General features: G+C 72.7%; 12 protein-coding genes. 9 read left to right on the top strand and 3 right to left on the bottom strand.

Translation table 11 applies throughout. From position 1 onward, the window contains the following. Nucleotides 1-143: 143 nt before the first annotated feature. From IE295_RS09665 to IE295_RS09635, 7 genes are all read left to right on the top strand, one after another. On the top strand, nucleotides 144-2240 hold the full coding sequence (locus tag IE295_RS09665; RefSeq protein ID WP_190063140.1) for a putative bifunctional diguanylate cyclase/phosphodiesterase: 2097 nt from the start codon (nucleotides 144-146) through the stop codon (nucleotides 2238-2240). A gap of 166 nt (nucleotides 2241-2406) precedes the next feature. After that, nucleotides 2407-2703, top strand: coding sequence for an Asp-tRNA(Asn)/Glu-tRNA(Gln) amidotransferase subunit GatC (gene gatC, locus IE295_RS09660; RefSeq protein WP_086568054.1), 297 nt, complete (start codon nucleotides 2407-2409; stop codon nucleotides 2701-2703). A 5-nt stretch (nucleotides 2704-2708) separates the two neighbouring features. After that, nucleotides 2709-4202 (top strand): Asp-tRNA(Asn)/Glu-tRNA(Gln) amidotransferase subunit GatA, encoded by a 1494-nt coding sequence (gene gatA, locus IE295_RS09655; protein WP_190063139.1) that lies wholly within the window; start codon nucleotides 2709-2711, stop codon nucleotides 4200-4202. Next, the gene (locus IE295_RS09650; RefSeq protein WP_086568050.1) at nucleotides 4199-4453 is read left to right on the top strand and encodes a hypothetical protein; all 255 of its coding nucleotides are present in this window, start codon (nucleotides 4199-4201) and stop codon (nucleotides 4451-4453) included. Before gatA ends, IE295_RS09650 begins: the two co-directional genes overlap by 4 nt. Nucleotides 4454-4478: 25 nt before the next feature. Beyond that, complete coding sequence (gene gatB / locus IE295_RS09645; protein ID WP_190063138.1) at nucleotides 4479-5987, top strand: Asp-tRNA(Asn)/Glu-tRNA(Gln) amidotransferase subunit GatB; 1509 nt, start codon at nucleotides 4479-4481, stop codon at nucleotides 5985-5987. Between the two features lie 201 nt (nucleotides 5988-6188). Then, nucleotides 6189-6785: an AMIN-like domain-containing (lipo)protein gene (locus tag IE295_RS09640; protein WP_190063137.1), complete on the top strand. Its 597-nt coding sequence runs from the start codon at nucleotides 6189-6191 to the stop codon at nucleotides 6783-6785. A gap of 184 nt (nucleotides 6786-6969) precedes the next feature. Next, the gene (locus IE295_RS09635; RefSeq protein ID WP_190063136.1) at nucleotides 6970-9243 is read left to right on the top strand and encodes an MMPL family transporter; all 2274 of its coding nucleotides are present in this window, start codon (nucleotides 6970-6972) and stop codon (nucleotides 9241-9243) included. Nucleotides 9244-9270: 27 nt separating this feature from the next. Here the strand turns inward: IE295_RS09635 and IE295_RS09630 are convergent, their stop codons facing one another. From IE295_RS09630 to IE295_RS09620, 3 genes are read right to left on the bottom strand one after another with little or no spacing between them, the layout of a single operon-like run. Continuing rightward, nucleotides 9271-9435, bottom strand: coding sequence for a DUF6191 domain-containing protein (locus IE295_RS09630; RefSeq protein WP_190063135.1), 165 nt, complete (start codon nucleotides 9433-9435; stop codon nucleotides 9271-9273). Between the two features lie 15 nt (nucleotides 9436-9450). Then, the gene (locus tag IE295_RS09625) at nucleotides 9451-10593 is read right to left on the bottom strand and encodes a PQQ-dependent sugar dehydrogenase (protein ID WP_190063134.1); all 1143 of its coding nucleotides are present in this window, start codon (nucleotides 10591-10593) and stop codon (nucleotides 9451-9453) included. A 60-nt stretch (nucleotides 10594-10653) separates the two neighbouring features. Beyond that, entirely contained in the window at nucleotides 10654-11664 is a 1011-nt protein-coding gene (locus tag IE295_RS09620) for an aldo/keto reductase (protein WP_190063133.1), read from the bottom strand. A 73-nt stretch (nucleotides 11665-11737) separates the two neighbouring features. On the opposite strand from IE295_RS09620, the gene IE295_RS09615 reads away from it, so the two are divergent. Together IE295_RS09615 and IE295_RS09610 are read left to right on the top strand one after the other, a co-directional pair. Next, nucleotides 11738-12700 carry a 2-hydroxyacid dehydrogenase gene (locus tag IE295_RS09615; RefSeq protein ID WP_190063132.1) on the top strand — a complete coding sequence of 321 codons (963 nt, stop codon included), beginning with the start codon at nucleotides 11738-11740 and terminating at the stop codon, nucleotides 12698-12700. 316 nt (nucleotides 12701-13016) lie between these two features. Next, a complete protein-coding gene (locus tag IE295_RS09610) occupies nucleotides 13017-15902 on the top strand; it encodes a putative bifunctional diguanylate cyclase/phosphodiesterase (protein ID WP_190063131.1) in 2886 nt (961 codons plus the stop codon). Nucleotides 15903-16010: the final 108 nt, after the last annotated feature.

Below are 16010 nucleotides of genomic sequence, written 5' to 3'. Positions count from 1 at the left end.
CAGCGCATACCAGATGGCTGCAGAAGGCCGGAACGCATTCGGGCAACCGCTGCCGATCGCTGCCCGCCGTAGCCTTCTGCGGCCTACTGTTGGGATGTGCGCCTGCCGTGGCGCGGGCACCGCCGGCTGTGAGAGGGACGGGCATGAAACCCACCGACAGCGCCGAACCGGAATCGCGGCTGCGCCGGCTCTCCTCGCCCGGGCTGCCGACGCTGTGTCTGGCCCTGGCCGCGCTGGCGCTCGCCGGGGGCACCTTCCAGGCCCTCACCTCGGGCCGGGCGCTCTTCCCCGGCGGGGCCGTCGGCTGGTCGCTGGCGACGCTCACCGCGCTCATCGTCGTCCACCTCGTCGCCCTGGGCCGCGACCGCTGGTGGGGCGGCACCGGATCCGGTGCCGCCCTCACCCTGGCCGTCCTGCTGCTCTACGGCTGGCTCCCGGCCGTGCTGATCAGCATCGCCGTCGTCACCCTGGTGGCCACCGCCCGGCGGCACCGCTGGCGGCAGGCCTTACTCCACGGCGCGGTCGACATCCTCGGCATCGCCGCCGCCGGGCTCGCTCTCGTCTCCTGGGACGTCAGCGCCTCCGTCGAGGACCCCTGGCTCCCCGACACCTGGCACCTCGCCGCCGCCCCCAGGATCGCGCTGGCGGCCTTCCTCTACCTCGCCGTCACCCGGGCCCTGCTCTGGTACTCGATGGCCCCGCGCTCCTCGCTCGCCAGCATCGCCCGCACCGCCCTCGTGCGGCAGGCCCTCGTGGGCATCGCGCTGCTCGGGATCGCCCCGCTGATCGCCGTCGTCGCCGACCACTCACCGCTGCTGCTCCCGCTCTTCGCCGTGCCCCTGATCGCGCTGGACTCCACCCTGTGGATCGCCCGCGCCCGGGCCGAGGAGCAGCTGCGCGACCCCCTCACCGGCCTGCACAACCGGGAATGGCTGCTGCAGCGCACATGGAACGCCCTGGACGAAGCCGAACAGGCGGGCGAGCGCGCCGCGCTGGTCCTGATCGACCTCGACCGCTTCCGGTCCGTCAACGACACCCTCGGCCACCTCGCCGGCGACCGGCTCCTGCTGCAGATAGCGGAACGCCTCCTCCTGGCCCTCCCGCGCGACGCGGAGGCCGCCCGGCTCGGCGGCGACGAGTTCGCCGTCCTGCTGCCCACCACCGACTCCCTCACCAGCGCCCAGCGCGTGGCCCGGGACCTCGTCGCCGACCTCGGCTCCCCCCTCGACCTCGACGGGCTCACTCTCGTCCTCGAGGCCAGCGCGGGCGTCGCCGTCTACCCCGACCACGCCCTCGACGCCGAGGGACTGCTGCGCCGCGCCGACGTGGCGATGTACCAGGCCAAGCGCGACCGCAGCGGCGTCGAGGTCTACGAGGCCCGCCGCGACGGCAACACCCCCGACCGGCTCGGCCTGTTGGGCGACCTGCGCCGCGCCCTGGACGCCGGCGAGGTCGAGCTCCACTACCAGCCCAAGGTCGGCTTCGACGGCCACGTGGAGGGGCTGGAGGCCCTGGTGCGCTGGGTGCACCCCGAGCGCGGCCGGGTCTCCCCGGACGAGTTCATCGCGATAGCGGAGTCGTCCGGGCTGATGCCGAGGCTGACCGAGTACGTCCTGGAGACCGCGCTGTGCCAGGTCGCCAAGTGGCGCGCCATGGGCCTGGAGGTGCCGGTCGCCGTCAACGTCTCGCCGCGCGACGTTCACACTCCCGGGTTCGCCGGTTCGGTGGCCGCCCGCCTCGCCCGGCACGGCGTCCCCCCGGGGGCCCTGCAGCTGGAGATAACCGAGCACGTCCTGCTGGAGGACCCGCAGCGGGCCGCCGACACCCTCGCCGGCCTCACCGGCCACGGCGTGAAGATGTCCCTCGACGACTTCGGCACGGGCTATTCGTCCCTGGTCCACCTGCGGCGGCTGCCGGTGAGCGAGCTCAAGATCGACCGCTCGTTCGTCGCCCGCCTGGCGATCGACAACGAGGACGCGGAGATCGTCCGCTGCACCCTGGACCTCGCCCACTCGCTGGGGCTCCTCGTCGTCGCGGAGGGCGTGGAGGACGACGAGACCTGGGAGCGGCTGCGCGACCTGGGCTGCGACGCGGTCCAGGGCTGGCTGGTGGCCGCCGCGATGCCGCCCGACGAGACGACGGCGTGGCTGCGGCTGCGCAGCACCTCCGGCTGGCGCCGGGAGGACGAGCCGCTGGCGGCCGCCACCGCCGACGAGGACGCGGACCAGCCGGTGACCTAGGCGGTCGCCCCCCCGTCGTGGCCGGACGCCGGCGCGGCGGGGAGGTACCCCCCGAAATGACCACTGAACCCAGCGGCGGCGAAACCGTTTCGCGGGCACGCTCCCCGGCGCCATAGGATTGGGGCGAAAGCCGTACACCCAATCCACCACCCTTGAGGATCGCTGCATGCCTGGCATCACGCGCGAGGAGGTCGCTCACCTCGCCCGGCTGTCACGTCTGGAGCTGAAGGCGGAAGAGCTCGACCACTTCGCCGAACAGCTCGACGTGATCATCGGCGCGGTCGCCCGCGTTTCCGATGTGGCCGACGAGGACGTACCGCCGACCTCCCACCCGCTGCCCCTGACCAACGTCATGCGAGCGGACGAGGTCCGCCCGTCGCTGACCCCCCAGGAGGCGCTCTCCGGCGCCCCCGCCCAGGAGCAGCAGCGTTTCAAGGTGCCGCAGATCCTGGGGGAGGACTGAACCGCATGAGCGAGATCATCAAGCTCACCGCCGCCGAGATCGCCGCCAAGGTGGCCTCCGGCGAGCTCACGGCCGTAGAGGTCACCGAGGCCCACCTGGCCCGCATCGACGCCGTCGACGAGAAGGTGCACGCCTTCCTGCACGTCGACCGCGAGGGCGCGCTCGCCCAGGCCCGCGAGGTCGACGCCAAGCGCGAGCGCGGCGAGGAGCTCGGCCCGCTGGCCGGCGTCCCGCTGGCGCTGAAGGACATCTTCACCACCAAGGGCGTCCCGACCACCGTCGGCTCCAAGATCCTCGAAGGCTGGATCCCGCCGTACGACGCGACGCTCACCAAGCGTCTGAAGGACGCCGACGTCGTCATCCTCGGCAAGACCAACATGGACGAGTTCGCCATGGGGTCCTCCACCGAGAACAGCGCCTACGGCCCGACCGGCAACCCCTGGGACCTCACCAAGATCCCCGGCGGCTCCGGCGGCGGTTCCTCCGCCGCGCTCGCGGCCTACGAGGCCCCCCTGGCCATCGGCACGGACACCGGCGGTTCCATCCGCCAGCCCGCCGCCGTCACCGGCACGGTCGGCGTCAAGCCCACCTACGGCGCGGTCTCCCGCTACGGCATGGTGGCCTTCTCCTCCTCCCTCGACCAGGGCGGCCCCTGCGCCCGTACGGTCCTGGACGCGGCCCTGCTGCACGAGGTCATCGCCGGCCACGACCCGCTGGACTCGACGTCCATCGACGCCCCGGTCCCGCCGGTCGTCGAGGCGGCCCGCAACGGCTCGGTCGCCGGCATGCGCGTCGGCGTCGTCAAGCAGTTCCGCGGCGAGGGCTACCAGGCCGGCGTCATCCAGCGCTTCGACGAGTCCGTGGAGCTCCTCAAGGAGCTGGGCGCGGAGATCGTCGAGCTGGACTGCCCGTCCTTCGACCTGGCGCTGGCGGCGTACTACCTCATCGCCCCGTCCGAGTGCTCCTCGAACCTGGCCCGCTTCGACGCCATGCGCTACGGCCTGCGCGTCGGCGACGACGGCACCCGCTCGGCCGAGGACGTCACCGCCCTGACCCGCGAGGCCGGCTTCGGCCCCGAGGTCAAGCGCCGCGTGATGCTCGGTACGTACGCCCTGAGCTCCGGCTACTACGACGCGTACTACGGCTCGGCGCAGAAGGTCCGCACGCTCATCTCGCGCGACTTCGACAAGTCGTTCGAGCAGGTCGACGTGATCGTCTCCCCGACGACCCCGACCACCGCCTTCGCGATCGGCGAGCGCGCCGACGACCCGATGGCGATGTACCTCGCGGACCTGTGCACCATCCCGACCAACCTGGCGGGCAACTCCGCCATGTCGCTGCCCTGCGGCCTCGCGCCCGAGGACGGCCTGCCGGTCGGTCTGCAGATCATCGCTCCCGCCATGAAGGACGACCGGCTCTACAAGGTCGGTGCCGCGGTCGAGGCCGCGTTCACCGAGCGCTGGGGCCACCCGATTCTCGAGGAGGCACCGTCGCTGTGAGCACCGACAAGAAGAGCGCGCTGACGAAGGCCAAGGGCTTCAAGAAGTCCAAGGCCGGTACGTACCTGTCCATCGGCACCACGCTGTTCGGTGCGGTGAGCGTGATCAAGCAGGCGAAGAAGGCCCGCGGCGAGCAGGACACCCTCCAGCTCGTCGACGCGGTCGTCTCCGCCGCGGCCATCGCCACCGGCGTCGCCCTGCTCGTCCGCGAGCTGCGCCGCATGAACAGCGACGACGTCCTCGCGGGCTGAGCCGGGACTGAGAGGTTAGTTTTCCGTGACCGTCACTGAACTGGTGTCGTACGAGGAGGCGCTTGCCACCTTCGAGCCCGTCATGGGCCTCGAGGTGCACGTCGAGCTCGGCACCAAGACCAAGATGTTCTGCGGGTGCTCCACGGAGCTGGGCGCCGAGCCCAACTCGCAGACCTGCCCCACCTGCCTCGGCATGCCCGGCTCCCTCCCGGTCGTCAACGCCGTCGGCGTCGAGTCGGCCGTGAAGATCGGCCTCGCGCTGAACTGCGAGATCGCCGAGTGGTGCCGCTTCGCCCGGAAGAACTACTTCTATCCGGACATGCCGAAGAACTTCCAGACCTCCCAGTACGACGAGCCCATCGCCTTCAACGGCTACCTGGACGTCCAGCTGGAGGACGGCGAGGTCTTCCGCGTGGAGATCGAGCGCGCCCACATGGAGGAGGACACCGGCAAGTCCACGCACGTGGGCGGCGCCACCGGCCGCATCCACGGCGCGTCCCACTCCCTGCTGGACTACAACCGCGCCGGCATCCCCCTCATCGAGATCGTCACCAAGCCGATCACCGGTGCGGGCGAGCGCGCCCCCGAGGTCGCCAAGGCGTACGTCGCCGAGCTGCGCGAGCTCATCAAGGCGCTCGGCGTCTCCGAGGCCCGCATGGAGATGGGCCAGATGCGCTGCGACGTCAACCTGTCGCTGATGCCGAAGGGTGCCCAGAAGTTCGGCACCCGCAGCGAGACGAAGAACGTCAACTCGCTGCGCTCGGTCGAGCGCGCCGCCCGCTTCGAGATCCAGCGGCACGCCGCCGTGCTGTCCTCGGGCGGCACGATCCTGCAGGAGACCCGTCACTTCCACGAGGAGGACGGCTCCACCACCTCCGGCCGCATCAAGGAGGAGGCGGAGGACTACCGCTACTTCCCCGAGCCGGACCTGGTGCCGGTGGCCCCCTCCCGCGAGTGGGTCGAGGAGCTGCGGGCGGGCCTGCCCGAGCTGCCGCGCGTGCGCCGCAACCGGCTGCGCGAGGAGTGGGGCGTCTCCGAGCACGACATGCAGTCGATCCTCAACGCGGGCGCGGTCGACCTGATCGTCGCCACGATCGAGGCCGGTGCCGACGCCGCGTCCGCCCGTAAGTGGTGGATGGGCGAGCTGTCCCGCCGGGCCAACGAGGCCGGCACCGACCTCGCGGCGATGGAGATCACTCCCGAGCAGGTCGCCCGGGTGTGCGCGCTGGTCGCCGAGGGTTTCCTCAACGACAAGCTGGCCCGCCAGGTCATCGAGGGCGTGCTCGCGGGCGAGGGTGCCCCGGACGAGGTCGTCGAGAAGCGCGGCCTGAAGGTCGTCTCCGACGAGGGTGCGCTGGGCACGGCCGTGGACGAGGCCATCGCGGCCAACGCGGGCATCGCCGACAAGATCCGCTCCGGCAAGGTCGCGGCGGCGGGCGCGCTCGTCGGCGCGGTCATGAAGGCCACCCGGGGCCAGGCGGACGCCGCGCGCGTGCGCGAGCTCATCCTGGAGCGGCTCGGCGTCGAGGGCTGACGGCTCCCGCAGCCTGCCACGACAGCGACGGCCGTCCCCCTTGCGGGGGGCGGCCGTCGTCGTACGTTGACGGCGGGCGGCCCCCGTAGCACCGGGACGGCCGAGATTTGCCGGTACGTGCCCCATCCGGGAAAACGGTCCGGCATGATCGCGGCAGTGGGCCTGTCAGGGTGGCCCGCACCTGAAGTGTTGGGGGTAGCAATGCGACGGTTGAGCACATCACTGGCCGCGCTCCTGCTGGCGGGAGCGGGCCTGGCGGCGACGGTGCCCGCGGGGCAGGCCGCGGCTGCGGAAGCCGCCCCCCGGGCCGCTTCCGCGGCGGCCTGCGGCACCGGCTGGGGGAGCGTGCCGAAGGTCTCCACCGACAGCCGGTACACACCGCTGAGGGACATCAGGACCGGCAGCCACGGCTGTTTCGACCGCATGGTTTTCGACACTCTCGGGCCGGACGCCGGCGCCCGGATCGGCTACCACGTGCGGTACGTCGACCGGCTGCGGCAGGACGGCTCCGGGGACGTCATCCCGGTGCGCGGCGGGGCGATTCTCGAGGTCCGCGTCGCGGCGCCCAGCTACGACCCGCGGACCGGCCAGGCCACCTACGACGGCAAGGTGCGCCAGTCCCTGCCGGACGTGCGGCTGAGCGGTTACCCGACGTTCCGCGACACCCGCTTCGGCGGCAGCTTCGAGGGGGACACCCAGGTGGGCCTCGGCGTACGCGCCCGCCTGCCGTTCCGGGTGTTCCAGACGGGCAACCACGTCGTGGTGGACGTCGCGCACAGCTGGAACGGCTTCCGCTGAGCCCGGGGAAACGGCGTCGAAAGTCCCCTTTGTGGCTTAACCCACAAAGGGGACAAATGATCTTTTCCGGCTGTCACAGTAGGGCGCCAGGGAACCCCTGAGGGGTGACCTTCGCCCAGTTGCTCAGCGGTCGGAACCACGGGTCATGTCCCGGAGATCGACGCGAAACCCGGGAAGCGGCCAGATGACCTCACTCGCCCGGTGGTGCCTGCGCCGCCGCTTCGCAGTCGTCGTGCTGTGGCTCGTCGCCCTCGCGGGCACCACCGCCGCCGCCACGCTGGCGGGGCCGGCCTACTCCAACGACTACGGCGTCCCCGGCACCGAGGCCGCCCGTGCGACCGCCCTCCTGGAGAAGGCGTTCCCGGGCGAGGGCGGCGACGACAAGATCGTCTGGCACACCGACCAGGGCACCGTCCGCGCCGCCGACGCCGAGGGGCGCATGAGCGCCACCCTGCGCAAGATCGAGGCGCTGCCCGGCGTGAGCTCGGTCAGCGGACCCTACGGCGCCGACGGCGCCTCGCGGATCAGCCCGGACGGGCACACCGCCTACGCCTCCGTGGCCTTCGCGACCCAGGGCGGCGACCCGGACAAGGCCCAGGTCACCCAGGTCGTCGAGACGGCCCGCAAGGCCGCCGGCGCCAACCTCCAGGTCGCCCTCGGCGGCAGCGGCATCGCCACCACCGAGGGCAAGAGCGGCCACCTCAGCGAGATCATCGGCATCGCCGTGGCGGCGATCGTGCTCTTCGTGGTCTTCGGCTCGCTCGCCGCCAGCCTGCTGCCCATAGCGACCGCCCTCGTCGGCGTGGGCACCGCCGCCATGGGAACGTCCCTGCTCGGCCACCTGATGAAGGTCGCCGACTTCGCCCCCATGCTGGGCACGCTCATCGGGCTCGGCGTCGGCATCGACTACGCCCTGTTCATCGTCACCCGCCACCGCAAGGGCCTGCGCCAGGGCCTGCCGGTCCCCCTCGCCGCCGAACGGGCGGTGGCCACCACCGGGCGGGCCGTGGTCTTCGCGGGCGGCACGGTGTGCGTCGCCCTGCTCGGCATGCTCATCCTGCGGCTGAACTTCCTCACCGGCGTGGCGATCGCCGCCTCGCTGACCGTCGTCCTGACCGTCGCCGCCTCCGTCACCCTGCTGCCCGCCCTGCTGAGCTTCATCGGCCCCCGGGCCCTCAGCCGCCGCGAGCGCCGCACCCTGGCCCTGACGGGCCCGGCCCCGGACAGCCCGACGGGCCTGGCCGCCCGCTGGTCGGCCTTCGTCGAGCGCCACCCCAAGCTGCTGGGAGCCGTGGCCGCGGCCGTCATGCTGACCCTGGCCCTGCCCACCCTCTCCCTCCACCTGGGCACCTCCGACCAGGGCAACAACCCGGCGAGCTCCACCACCCGCCAGGCCTACGACATGCTCGGCCGCGGCTTCGGCCCCGGCGTCAACGGCCCGCTGACCCTCGTGGCGCCGCTCGACAGCGCCTCCGACCGGCTGGCGTTCAACCGGCTCCCCGACACCCTGCGCCACACCCCCGGCGTCGCCGCCGCGACCCCCTCCACGGTGAACGCCAGCGGCGACACCGGTGTGATCACCGTCGTCCCCACCACCTCGCCGCAGTCCCGCGACACCAGCGACCTCGTCGACCACCTGCGCGACAGCGTGCTGCCCAGGGCCACCGCAGGCAGCGGCCTCGACGTCCACGTGGGCGGCATGACCGCGAGCTACGACGACTTCGCGGGCGTCATCCTCGGCAAGCTCCCGCTCTTCGTCGGCACCGTCGTCGGCCTGGGCTGTCTGCTGCTCCTGCTGGCCTTCCGCAGCATCGGCATACCGCTGAAGGCGGCGGCGATGAACATGGCCGCGGTCGCCTCGTCCTTCGGCATCGTCGTCGCGATCTTCCAGTGGGGCTGGGGGAGCGAGGCGCTGGGCCTGGGCGGGGCCGGCCCGATCGAGCCCTTCCTGCCGGTCGTGATGGTCTCGGTGCTCTTCGGGCTGTCCATGGACTACCAGGTCTTCCTGGTCAGCCGGATGTACGAGGAATGGCTGGCGACCCGCGACAACTGCCGCGCGGTGCGGGTGGGCCTGGCGGAGACCAGCCGCGTGATCAACTCCGCGGCCGTCATCATGATCTCCGTGTTCCTGGCCTTCGTGCTCAGCGGCGACCGGGTGATCGCGATGTTCGGCATCGGCCTGGCGGCCGCCGTGGCGCTGGACGCCTTCGTGCTGCGCACGCTGCTGGTCCCGGCCCTCATGCACATGCTGGGCGGCGCCAACTGGTGGCTCCCGGCCTGGATGGACCGCGTGCTGCCGCGCATCAGCATCGAGCCGGCCGAGGAGCCGGCGGCGGGGCCCGCACCCCTGCTCGAGCCGGTGGCCATACCGCTTCGGGCGGCCGGCCCGGCGGAGCGTACGGACCGGGCACGTACCGATCAGGCGGAGGACGTCCGCGCCGACTCTCTGGCGCGCTGACGCGGCGGGCCGGGGAAATCCCCGGCCTCAGCCCTGCCGGGGCCGGATGACCACGTGTCCCGAGTCCAGGTCGATCGGGCCCTCGGCCGGGTCCGCGTCGCCGACGTCCTCGCGGGTGAACTCGAGACGGTTGCGCTCCTCCTCGGAGTGTTCACGGCCGGGCGCGAACAGCTCCTCGATCACGTTGAACATCTGGACTCCCGTCCGTCAGGTCACCTTCAGGCGGAGCAGCCGGTCGTCCTCGGGCCCGGGTCTGCCCCGGCCGTCCGTGTTGCTCGTCGTCAGCCACAGACCGCCGTCGTCTGTAGGTACAACCGTGCGAAGCCGCCCGTAGTTCCCCGCGAGGAACGCCCGGGGCGCCGCCGCGGGCCGGGAGCCGCGCAGCGGGACGCGCCACAGCCGCTCCCCGCGCAGGCCCGCCATCCACAGGGAGCCGGCCGCGTAGGCGAGGCCGCTGGGGGAGGCGTCGGAGGTGCGCCACTGTTCCACGGGGTCGGTGAAGCCGGGCCGGCCCGCCCTGCCCTCGGCCTCCGGCCAGCCGTAGTTGCGGCCCGGCTCGACGAGGTTGAGCTCGTCCCAGGTGTTCTGGCCGAACTCCGACGCCCACAGGCGCTTGTCCGCGTCCCACGCCAGGCCCTGCACATTGCGGTGGCCCGAGCTGTAGACCACCGAGTCGGCCCGCGGATTGCCGTGGGCCGGTTCGCCGTCGGGGGTCATGCGCAGGATCTTGCCGCCGAGGGAGGCGGGGTCCTGGGCGAGCTCGCGCCGCCCGCCCTCACCCGTGCCGGCGTAGAGCATCCCGTCGGGTCCGAAGGCGATGCGGCCGCCGTTGTGCACGGTGCCCTTGGGGATGTCGCGCAGGACGGTGTCCGGCGGGGTCAGCTGCTCGCCCGCCGGACGCCTGTCGTTGACCAGCATGCGGGCGATGCGGTTGTCGGACTCGGTGGTGAAGTACGCGTACAGCGTGCGGTCCTCGGCGAAGCGGGGGGACGCCGCGAGACCCAGCAGCCCGCCCTCGCCCGCCGCCGCGACCCCCGGCACCGAGCCCACCTCGGTCCGCCGCCCGTCCCGGGCCGCGATCCGGACGATCCTGCCCGTGTCGCGCGAGCCCACCAGCAGGTCGCCGCCGGGCAGCGTGGCCACGCCCCAGGGGGAGGCGAGCTTCGTGGTGAGCGTACGGACGACCTCGGCCGAGCCCTTCGCGGGCGCCCCGGGGGAGGCCGCCCCCGACGTCGGCCGCCCGCTCTCCGTCGGGGGGACGCCGGGCCGCCCGCCGCCCTCCGAACAACCCGTGACGGCGATCAGCAGCGCGGCGGCCACGGCGGCCACGAGGCGTCGTGAAGGGCGCACGGTGAAGGTCCTCTCGCCTCGACGGCGTCGGTCACGCGTCCTTCATACACCCGCACCCGCTCAGTCCCAGGACCCCATCGCCTTCGGCAGGGCCGCTATCTCGGCGAAGTCCTCCTGGGTCAGCCGCAGTCCGGCGGCCGCGGCGTTCTGCACGGCCCACCGGGCCTTCTTCGTGCCCGGCACCGGCACCACGTGCCGGCCCTGGGCCAGCACCCAGGCCAGGGCGACCTGGGCCGCCGTGGCGTCGTGCCGGCGTGCCACCCGGCGCAGCCCGGCGACTATCGGCTGGTTGGCGGCCATCATCTCCGCCGTGAAGCGCGGGTGCCGCGCGCGGACGTCCTCCGGCTCGAAGCCCTGGCCGGGAGTGAGCGTGCCGCTGAGGAAACCATTCCCCAGGGGCATCGCGGCCAGCAGTCCCACCCCGCGCGACGCGCACCACGGCACCAGCCGGTCGAGCGCCTCCCGCGACCAGACCGACAACTCCGCCTGCACACAGCTGACCGGGAAGACCTGCTGCACCCGCTCGAGCTGGCGGATCGTCGCGTCGTACATCCCAGCGCCGGCCCGGGACCCGGAACCGGGCCTGCGCTGGGCCCGCGCGCCGATCGCGCACCACCCCAGCGCCCGTACCTTCCCGGCGGACACCAGCTCCGCCATCGCCCCCCAGGTCTCCTCCACGGGCACCTCGGGATCCGGCCGGTGCAGCTGGTAGAGATCGATCACATCGGTCTGCAGCCGGCGCAGCGAGGCGTCGCACGCCCGCTTGACGTAGCCGGGCCGGCCGTTGGCGACGATGTGCGCCTCGCCCACCAGCAGCCCGCACTTGGTCGAGACGAAGGCCTCCGAGCGCCTCTCCCGCAACACCCGCCCCAAGAGCAACTCATTGGTGAACGGCCCGTACATGTCGGCGGTGTCCAGCAGGCTGGCCCCCGCGTCGAGGGCCGCGTGGATCGTGCGCAGCGCGGTTTCGCCGTTCTGCTGGGAGGCGGTGTACGCCCAGTGCATGGGCATGCACCCGAGGCCGATCGCCCCCACTTCGAGCGCCGTCGCACCGATTGTCCTGCGGTCCACCGGCCGTACCCCTCCCGTTCCTCGCCCCCAAAGTAACCTCTGCCTCCGGGGCCCCTTCGCATAGCCTCCAGACATGAGCGCAGATCACAGCGGTTCCGCCGCCCTCCCCCTGGCCTGGCTGCCCATCGCTCCCGAGGAGATCGAGGGCCTGCCGGAGGGCCTTCGCTACGCCCACTGGAACGGCGGACCCGACTACCCCACCGACCCGGCCGACTGCGCCTTCTACTGCGTGCCCTACCTCAAGGGCGCCGCCGTCGCCGCGCGCCCGCTGCCGCGGATGACCGGGCTGCGGGTCGTGCAGACGCTGACCGCCGGCGTCGACGACATCCTGCCCGCCGTCCCCCTGCTGCCGTCCGGCACGCTGCTGTGCAACGCCCGCGGGCTGCACGACGCCAGCACCGCCGAGCTCGCCCTGACCCTCACCCTCGCCGCCCTGCGCGACATCCCCGGCTTCGTCCGCGCGCAGGACGCGGGGGAGTGGCGGCAGGAGTTCCGCCCGGCGCTGGCCGACAAGTCGGTGCTCATCGTCGGCTACGGCTCGATCGGCTCGGCCATCGAGGACCGGCTCGTTCCCTTTGAGTGCGCGCGGGTGGTGCGCGTCGCGCGCTCCCCGCGTACGACAGCACGCGGCCCGGTGCATCCGGTCGCCGCCCTGCCTCAACTCCTGCCCGACGCCGACGTGGTGATCCTCGCCACCCCCCTCACGGACGAGACCAGGCACCTGGCCGACGCCGCGTTCCTCGGCCGGATGAAGGACGGCGCACTCCTGGTCAACATCGCGCGCGGCGCCGTCGTGGACACCGAGGCACTGCTGACCGAGCTGGAGCGGGGCAGGCTGCGCGCCGCCCTGGACGTCACCGACCCCGAGCCGCTGCCCGCCGGTCACCCGCTGTGGAAGGCGCCCGGCGTCCTCGTCACCCCCCATGTGGGTGGACCTTCTTCGGCCTATCTGCCCCGGGCCAAGACCCTCCTGCGCGATCAGCTGGCCAGATTCGTACTGGACGAGCCTCTGCGGAATGTCGTAGCCACCGCGTAGCGATTCCGGGCCGCGTGAGGCGCGCTACCACGTAGAGACATCGTTCGGCTGCGCTCCGTATCCGTAATCCCGTACCTAGTTACGCTATGTATATGAGCTATGTCCCTGAGTGACGAGTCTGGTGTATCGTCCCGACGGGGGCTGCGCCGCGCACCGTACGGACGCAGCGAGGTACCGGCACTCGAGGGGGGCGACGGGCGATGCACGGCCAATGGACGATCTACCCGACGCGGCTCAGGCACCGACCACGGCTGCACCGCACGGCGACCCCGGTCCTGTGGCTCCCACGGCCCGGCCTGCACCGGACGGCGGCGCGGTGAGCGCCCCCGGAGCGGCGCTGGCCCGCCGGGCCGCCCCCGCCGGAGGGCCGGGCGTGCTCTCCCAGCTCCTCCTCGCCGTGATCTGCGGCGGCTACGCCACGGGCGCCGCCTTCGGCTGGGGCTCGGCCGAGCTCGCCACCACCATGGGCGACTTCGGCCTGAGCGGCGCCGCCGGCCTCGCCGCCGTCTCCTGCTTCTGGTACGGGCACACCCGCAGCACCCGCTTCCGGCCCGCCTGGCTGCTGTTCGCCGCCTCCTCCGCGATGGCCGGCTTCGGCAACGCCGTCTGGGGCTGGTACGAGGTCGTCCTGGACCGGCCCGTGCCGAGCCCCTCCCCGGCCGACTTCTGCTTCCTGCTCTTCGCGCCGCCCGCCATCATCGGCCTGCTGGTCCTGGCCCGCCGCCCGGTCACCCGGGCCGGCTGGGTGTGCCTGGGGCTCGACTCCTGGCTCATCGGCGGCTCGCTGCTGACCCTCTCCTGGAGCCTGGCCCTCGCCCACACCGCGCACTTCGCGGGCGAGACCGTCGCCCACGCCGCGCTGTCGCTGGCCTACCCGCTGCTGGACATCGTGCTGGTGTCCATGGTGCTGGCGCTGCACTTCAGGCGCTCCTCGGCCAACCGCTCCGCCATCAACACCGCCATCGCCGCCCTGGCCCTGACCGTCCTGTGCGACGCGCTGTTCACCTCGCCGCTGCTGCGCGACCACTACCGCTCCGGCCAGATCCTCGACGCCGGCTGGTTCGCGGGCTACCTGCTCATGGCGTACGCGCCCTGGGTGGCCCGCGAGGAGGGCGAGGAGAGCGCCGGCAAGCGCCCGCGGCCCCTGCCGGCGGCCGGCCGGCCCATCGCCGGCTCGCTCGCCGCCCTCACGCCCTACCTCGCCGCCGCCGTCTGCACCCTGGGCATCCTGTACAACGTCCTCGACGGCCACCGCGTCGACCGCGTCGTGCTCTTCACGGGCTGCACGGTCGTCCTGGCGCTCGTCGTCCGCCAGGGCATCATGCTGCTCGACAACATCTCCCTCACCCAGGAACTGGCGCAGAAGGAGAACCACTTCCGCTCCCTGGTGCAGGGCTCCAGCGACGTCATCATGATCGCCGCGCCCACCGGGATACTGCGCTACGTCAGCCCCGCCGCCGCCGGGGTCTACGGCCGCGACGCCGAGGAGCTCGTCGGCTCCGAGCTCGCCTCGCTGATCCACCCCGAGGACCTGGGCCGCGTCGTGCACGAGGTGCGCCGGTTCCTCGCGGCCCCGCCCGCCGAGGAGCCCACCACCCGCATCGAGTGCCGCTTCCGCTCCGGCGGCGGCGACTGGCTCAACGTCGAGTCCACCGTCAACCGCCACCACGGCGGGCTGATCTTCAACAGCCGCGACGTCACCGAACGGGTCCGGCTCCAGGCCCAGTTGCAGCACACCGCCGAGCACGACCCGCTCACCGACCTGCCCAACCGTGCCCTGTTCACCCGGCGCGTCGAGCAGGCCCTCGCCGGCCGCAGAGTCACCGATGCCGGCACCGCCGTGCTCTTCATCGACCTCGACGGCTTCAAGGCCGTCAACGACACCGTCGGCCACCAGGCCGGCGACGAACTCCTGGTGCAGGCCGCCCGCCGGCTCCAGGACTCGGTCCGGGCCGGGGACTCCACCGCCCGCTTCGGGGGCGACGAGTTCGCCGCGCTGATCATCGGCGACGGCACCCGCGACGCCGCCGCCCGCGAGTACCGCATCCTGGAGATCGCCGACCGGCTCCGGCTCACCCTCTCCCAGCCCTACCTGGTCGAGGGCGGCACCGAGGTCCGCGTCGCCGCCAGCATCGGCGTCGCCTTCGCCGAGCCGGGCATCACCCCCGGCACCCTCATGCGCAACGCCGACCTCGCGATGTACCGCGCCAAGCAGGCCGGCAAGGGCCGCGTCGAGCTCTACGCGCCCCAGATGCAGGCCGACGTCGTGCGCCGCGCGGAGCTAGCCACCCGGCTGCGCACCGCCCTGCACGACGGCGAGTTCGCCCTGCTGCACCAGCCGGTCGTCGAGCTGGCCACCGGCCGCATCACCGCCGTCTCCGCGCAGGCCCGGTGGCGCTCGGCCCAGGGCATCCTCTTCACCCCGGACGAGTTCCTGCGGGTGGCCGAGATGGACCGCGGCGACGAGAGCGCCCGCACCGCCGAGCTCGGCCGCTGGACGCTGGAGAAGGCCGCGGAGCAGGCCGGCCGGCGCCGCCGCGCGGGCCACACCGTGCCCGTGTACGTACGGCTGCCCGCCGCCCGGCTGCTCGACAAGTCGCTGCCGCCCAAGGACATCGAGGCGATCGTCCTGCGGCACGCCCTGCCCGCCGGGTCGCTCGTCCTCGAGCTGTCCGGCAGTGATCCGCGCGTCCCGCTGGACGAGCTGGAGCGGCGCCTGGCCTCGCTGCGGCGCTTCGGCGTGCGCATCGCGCTGGACGGCTTCGGCAGCGGCTACGCCGCCATGAGCGCCCTGCGCCGGCTGCCCATCGACGTCCTCAAGCTCGACCGCGGCCTGGTCGACGGCGTCGTGGAGTCCCCCCGCCTGCACAAGATCACGGCAGGGCTGCTGCGGATCGCCACGGATCTCGGCATGCAGTCCGTGGCCGACGGCGTGGACGAGCCCGAGCAGGCCCTCGCCCTGCGGGCCATGGGCTGCACCCACGGGCAGGGCGCGGCCTTCGCCGGAGCCCTCGACGAACACCGGCTGCGGCACGCCCTCGAATGCGGTCCGTACGCACTGCCGGGTGATCCCACGAATGGCGGAAACGAGGTGCTCGTCGGGGGTGCGCTGCCCGTACGATCCGGGGCGGTGGGCGGTGCCGGAGCGCTCGCGCATGCTCCATTGCGCTCAAATAATGAGACGCCCGTCCCACCCACTTGACACTTCAGGTGTGCCGGAGGGAGGGTCGATCCCATGCGCACCCGAATTCTCGTACTTGGAAAGCGCGTCGGCTGAAGCAGGCCGCTCATGAAGCCCTGCTGACCACAC

The sequence above is a fragment of the Streptomyces griseocarneus genome, assembly GCF_014655595.1.
Classification (GTDB): domain Bacteria; phylum Actinomycetota; class Actinomycetes; order Streptomycetales; family Streptomycetaceae; genus Streptomyces; species Streptomyces griseocarneus.
The sequence above is the reverse complement of the archived record's forward strand: the minus strand, read 5'-3'. Positions and strand labels throughout refer to the sequence as shown.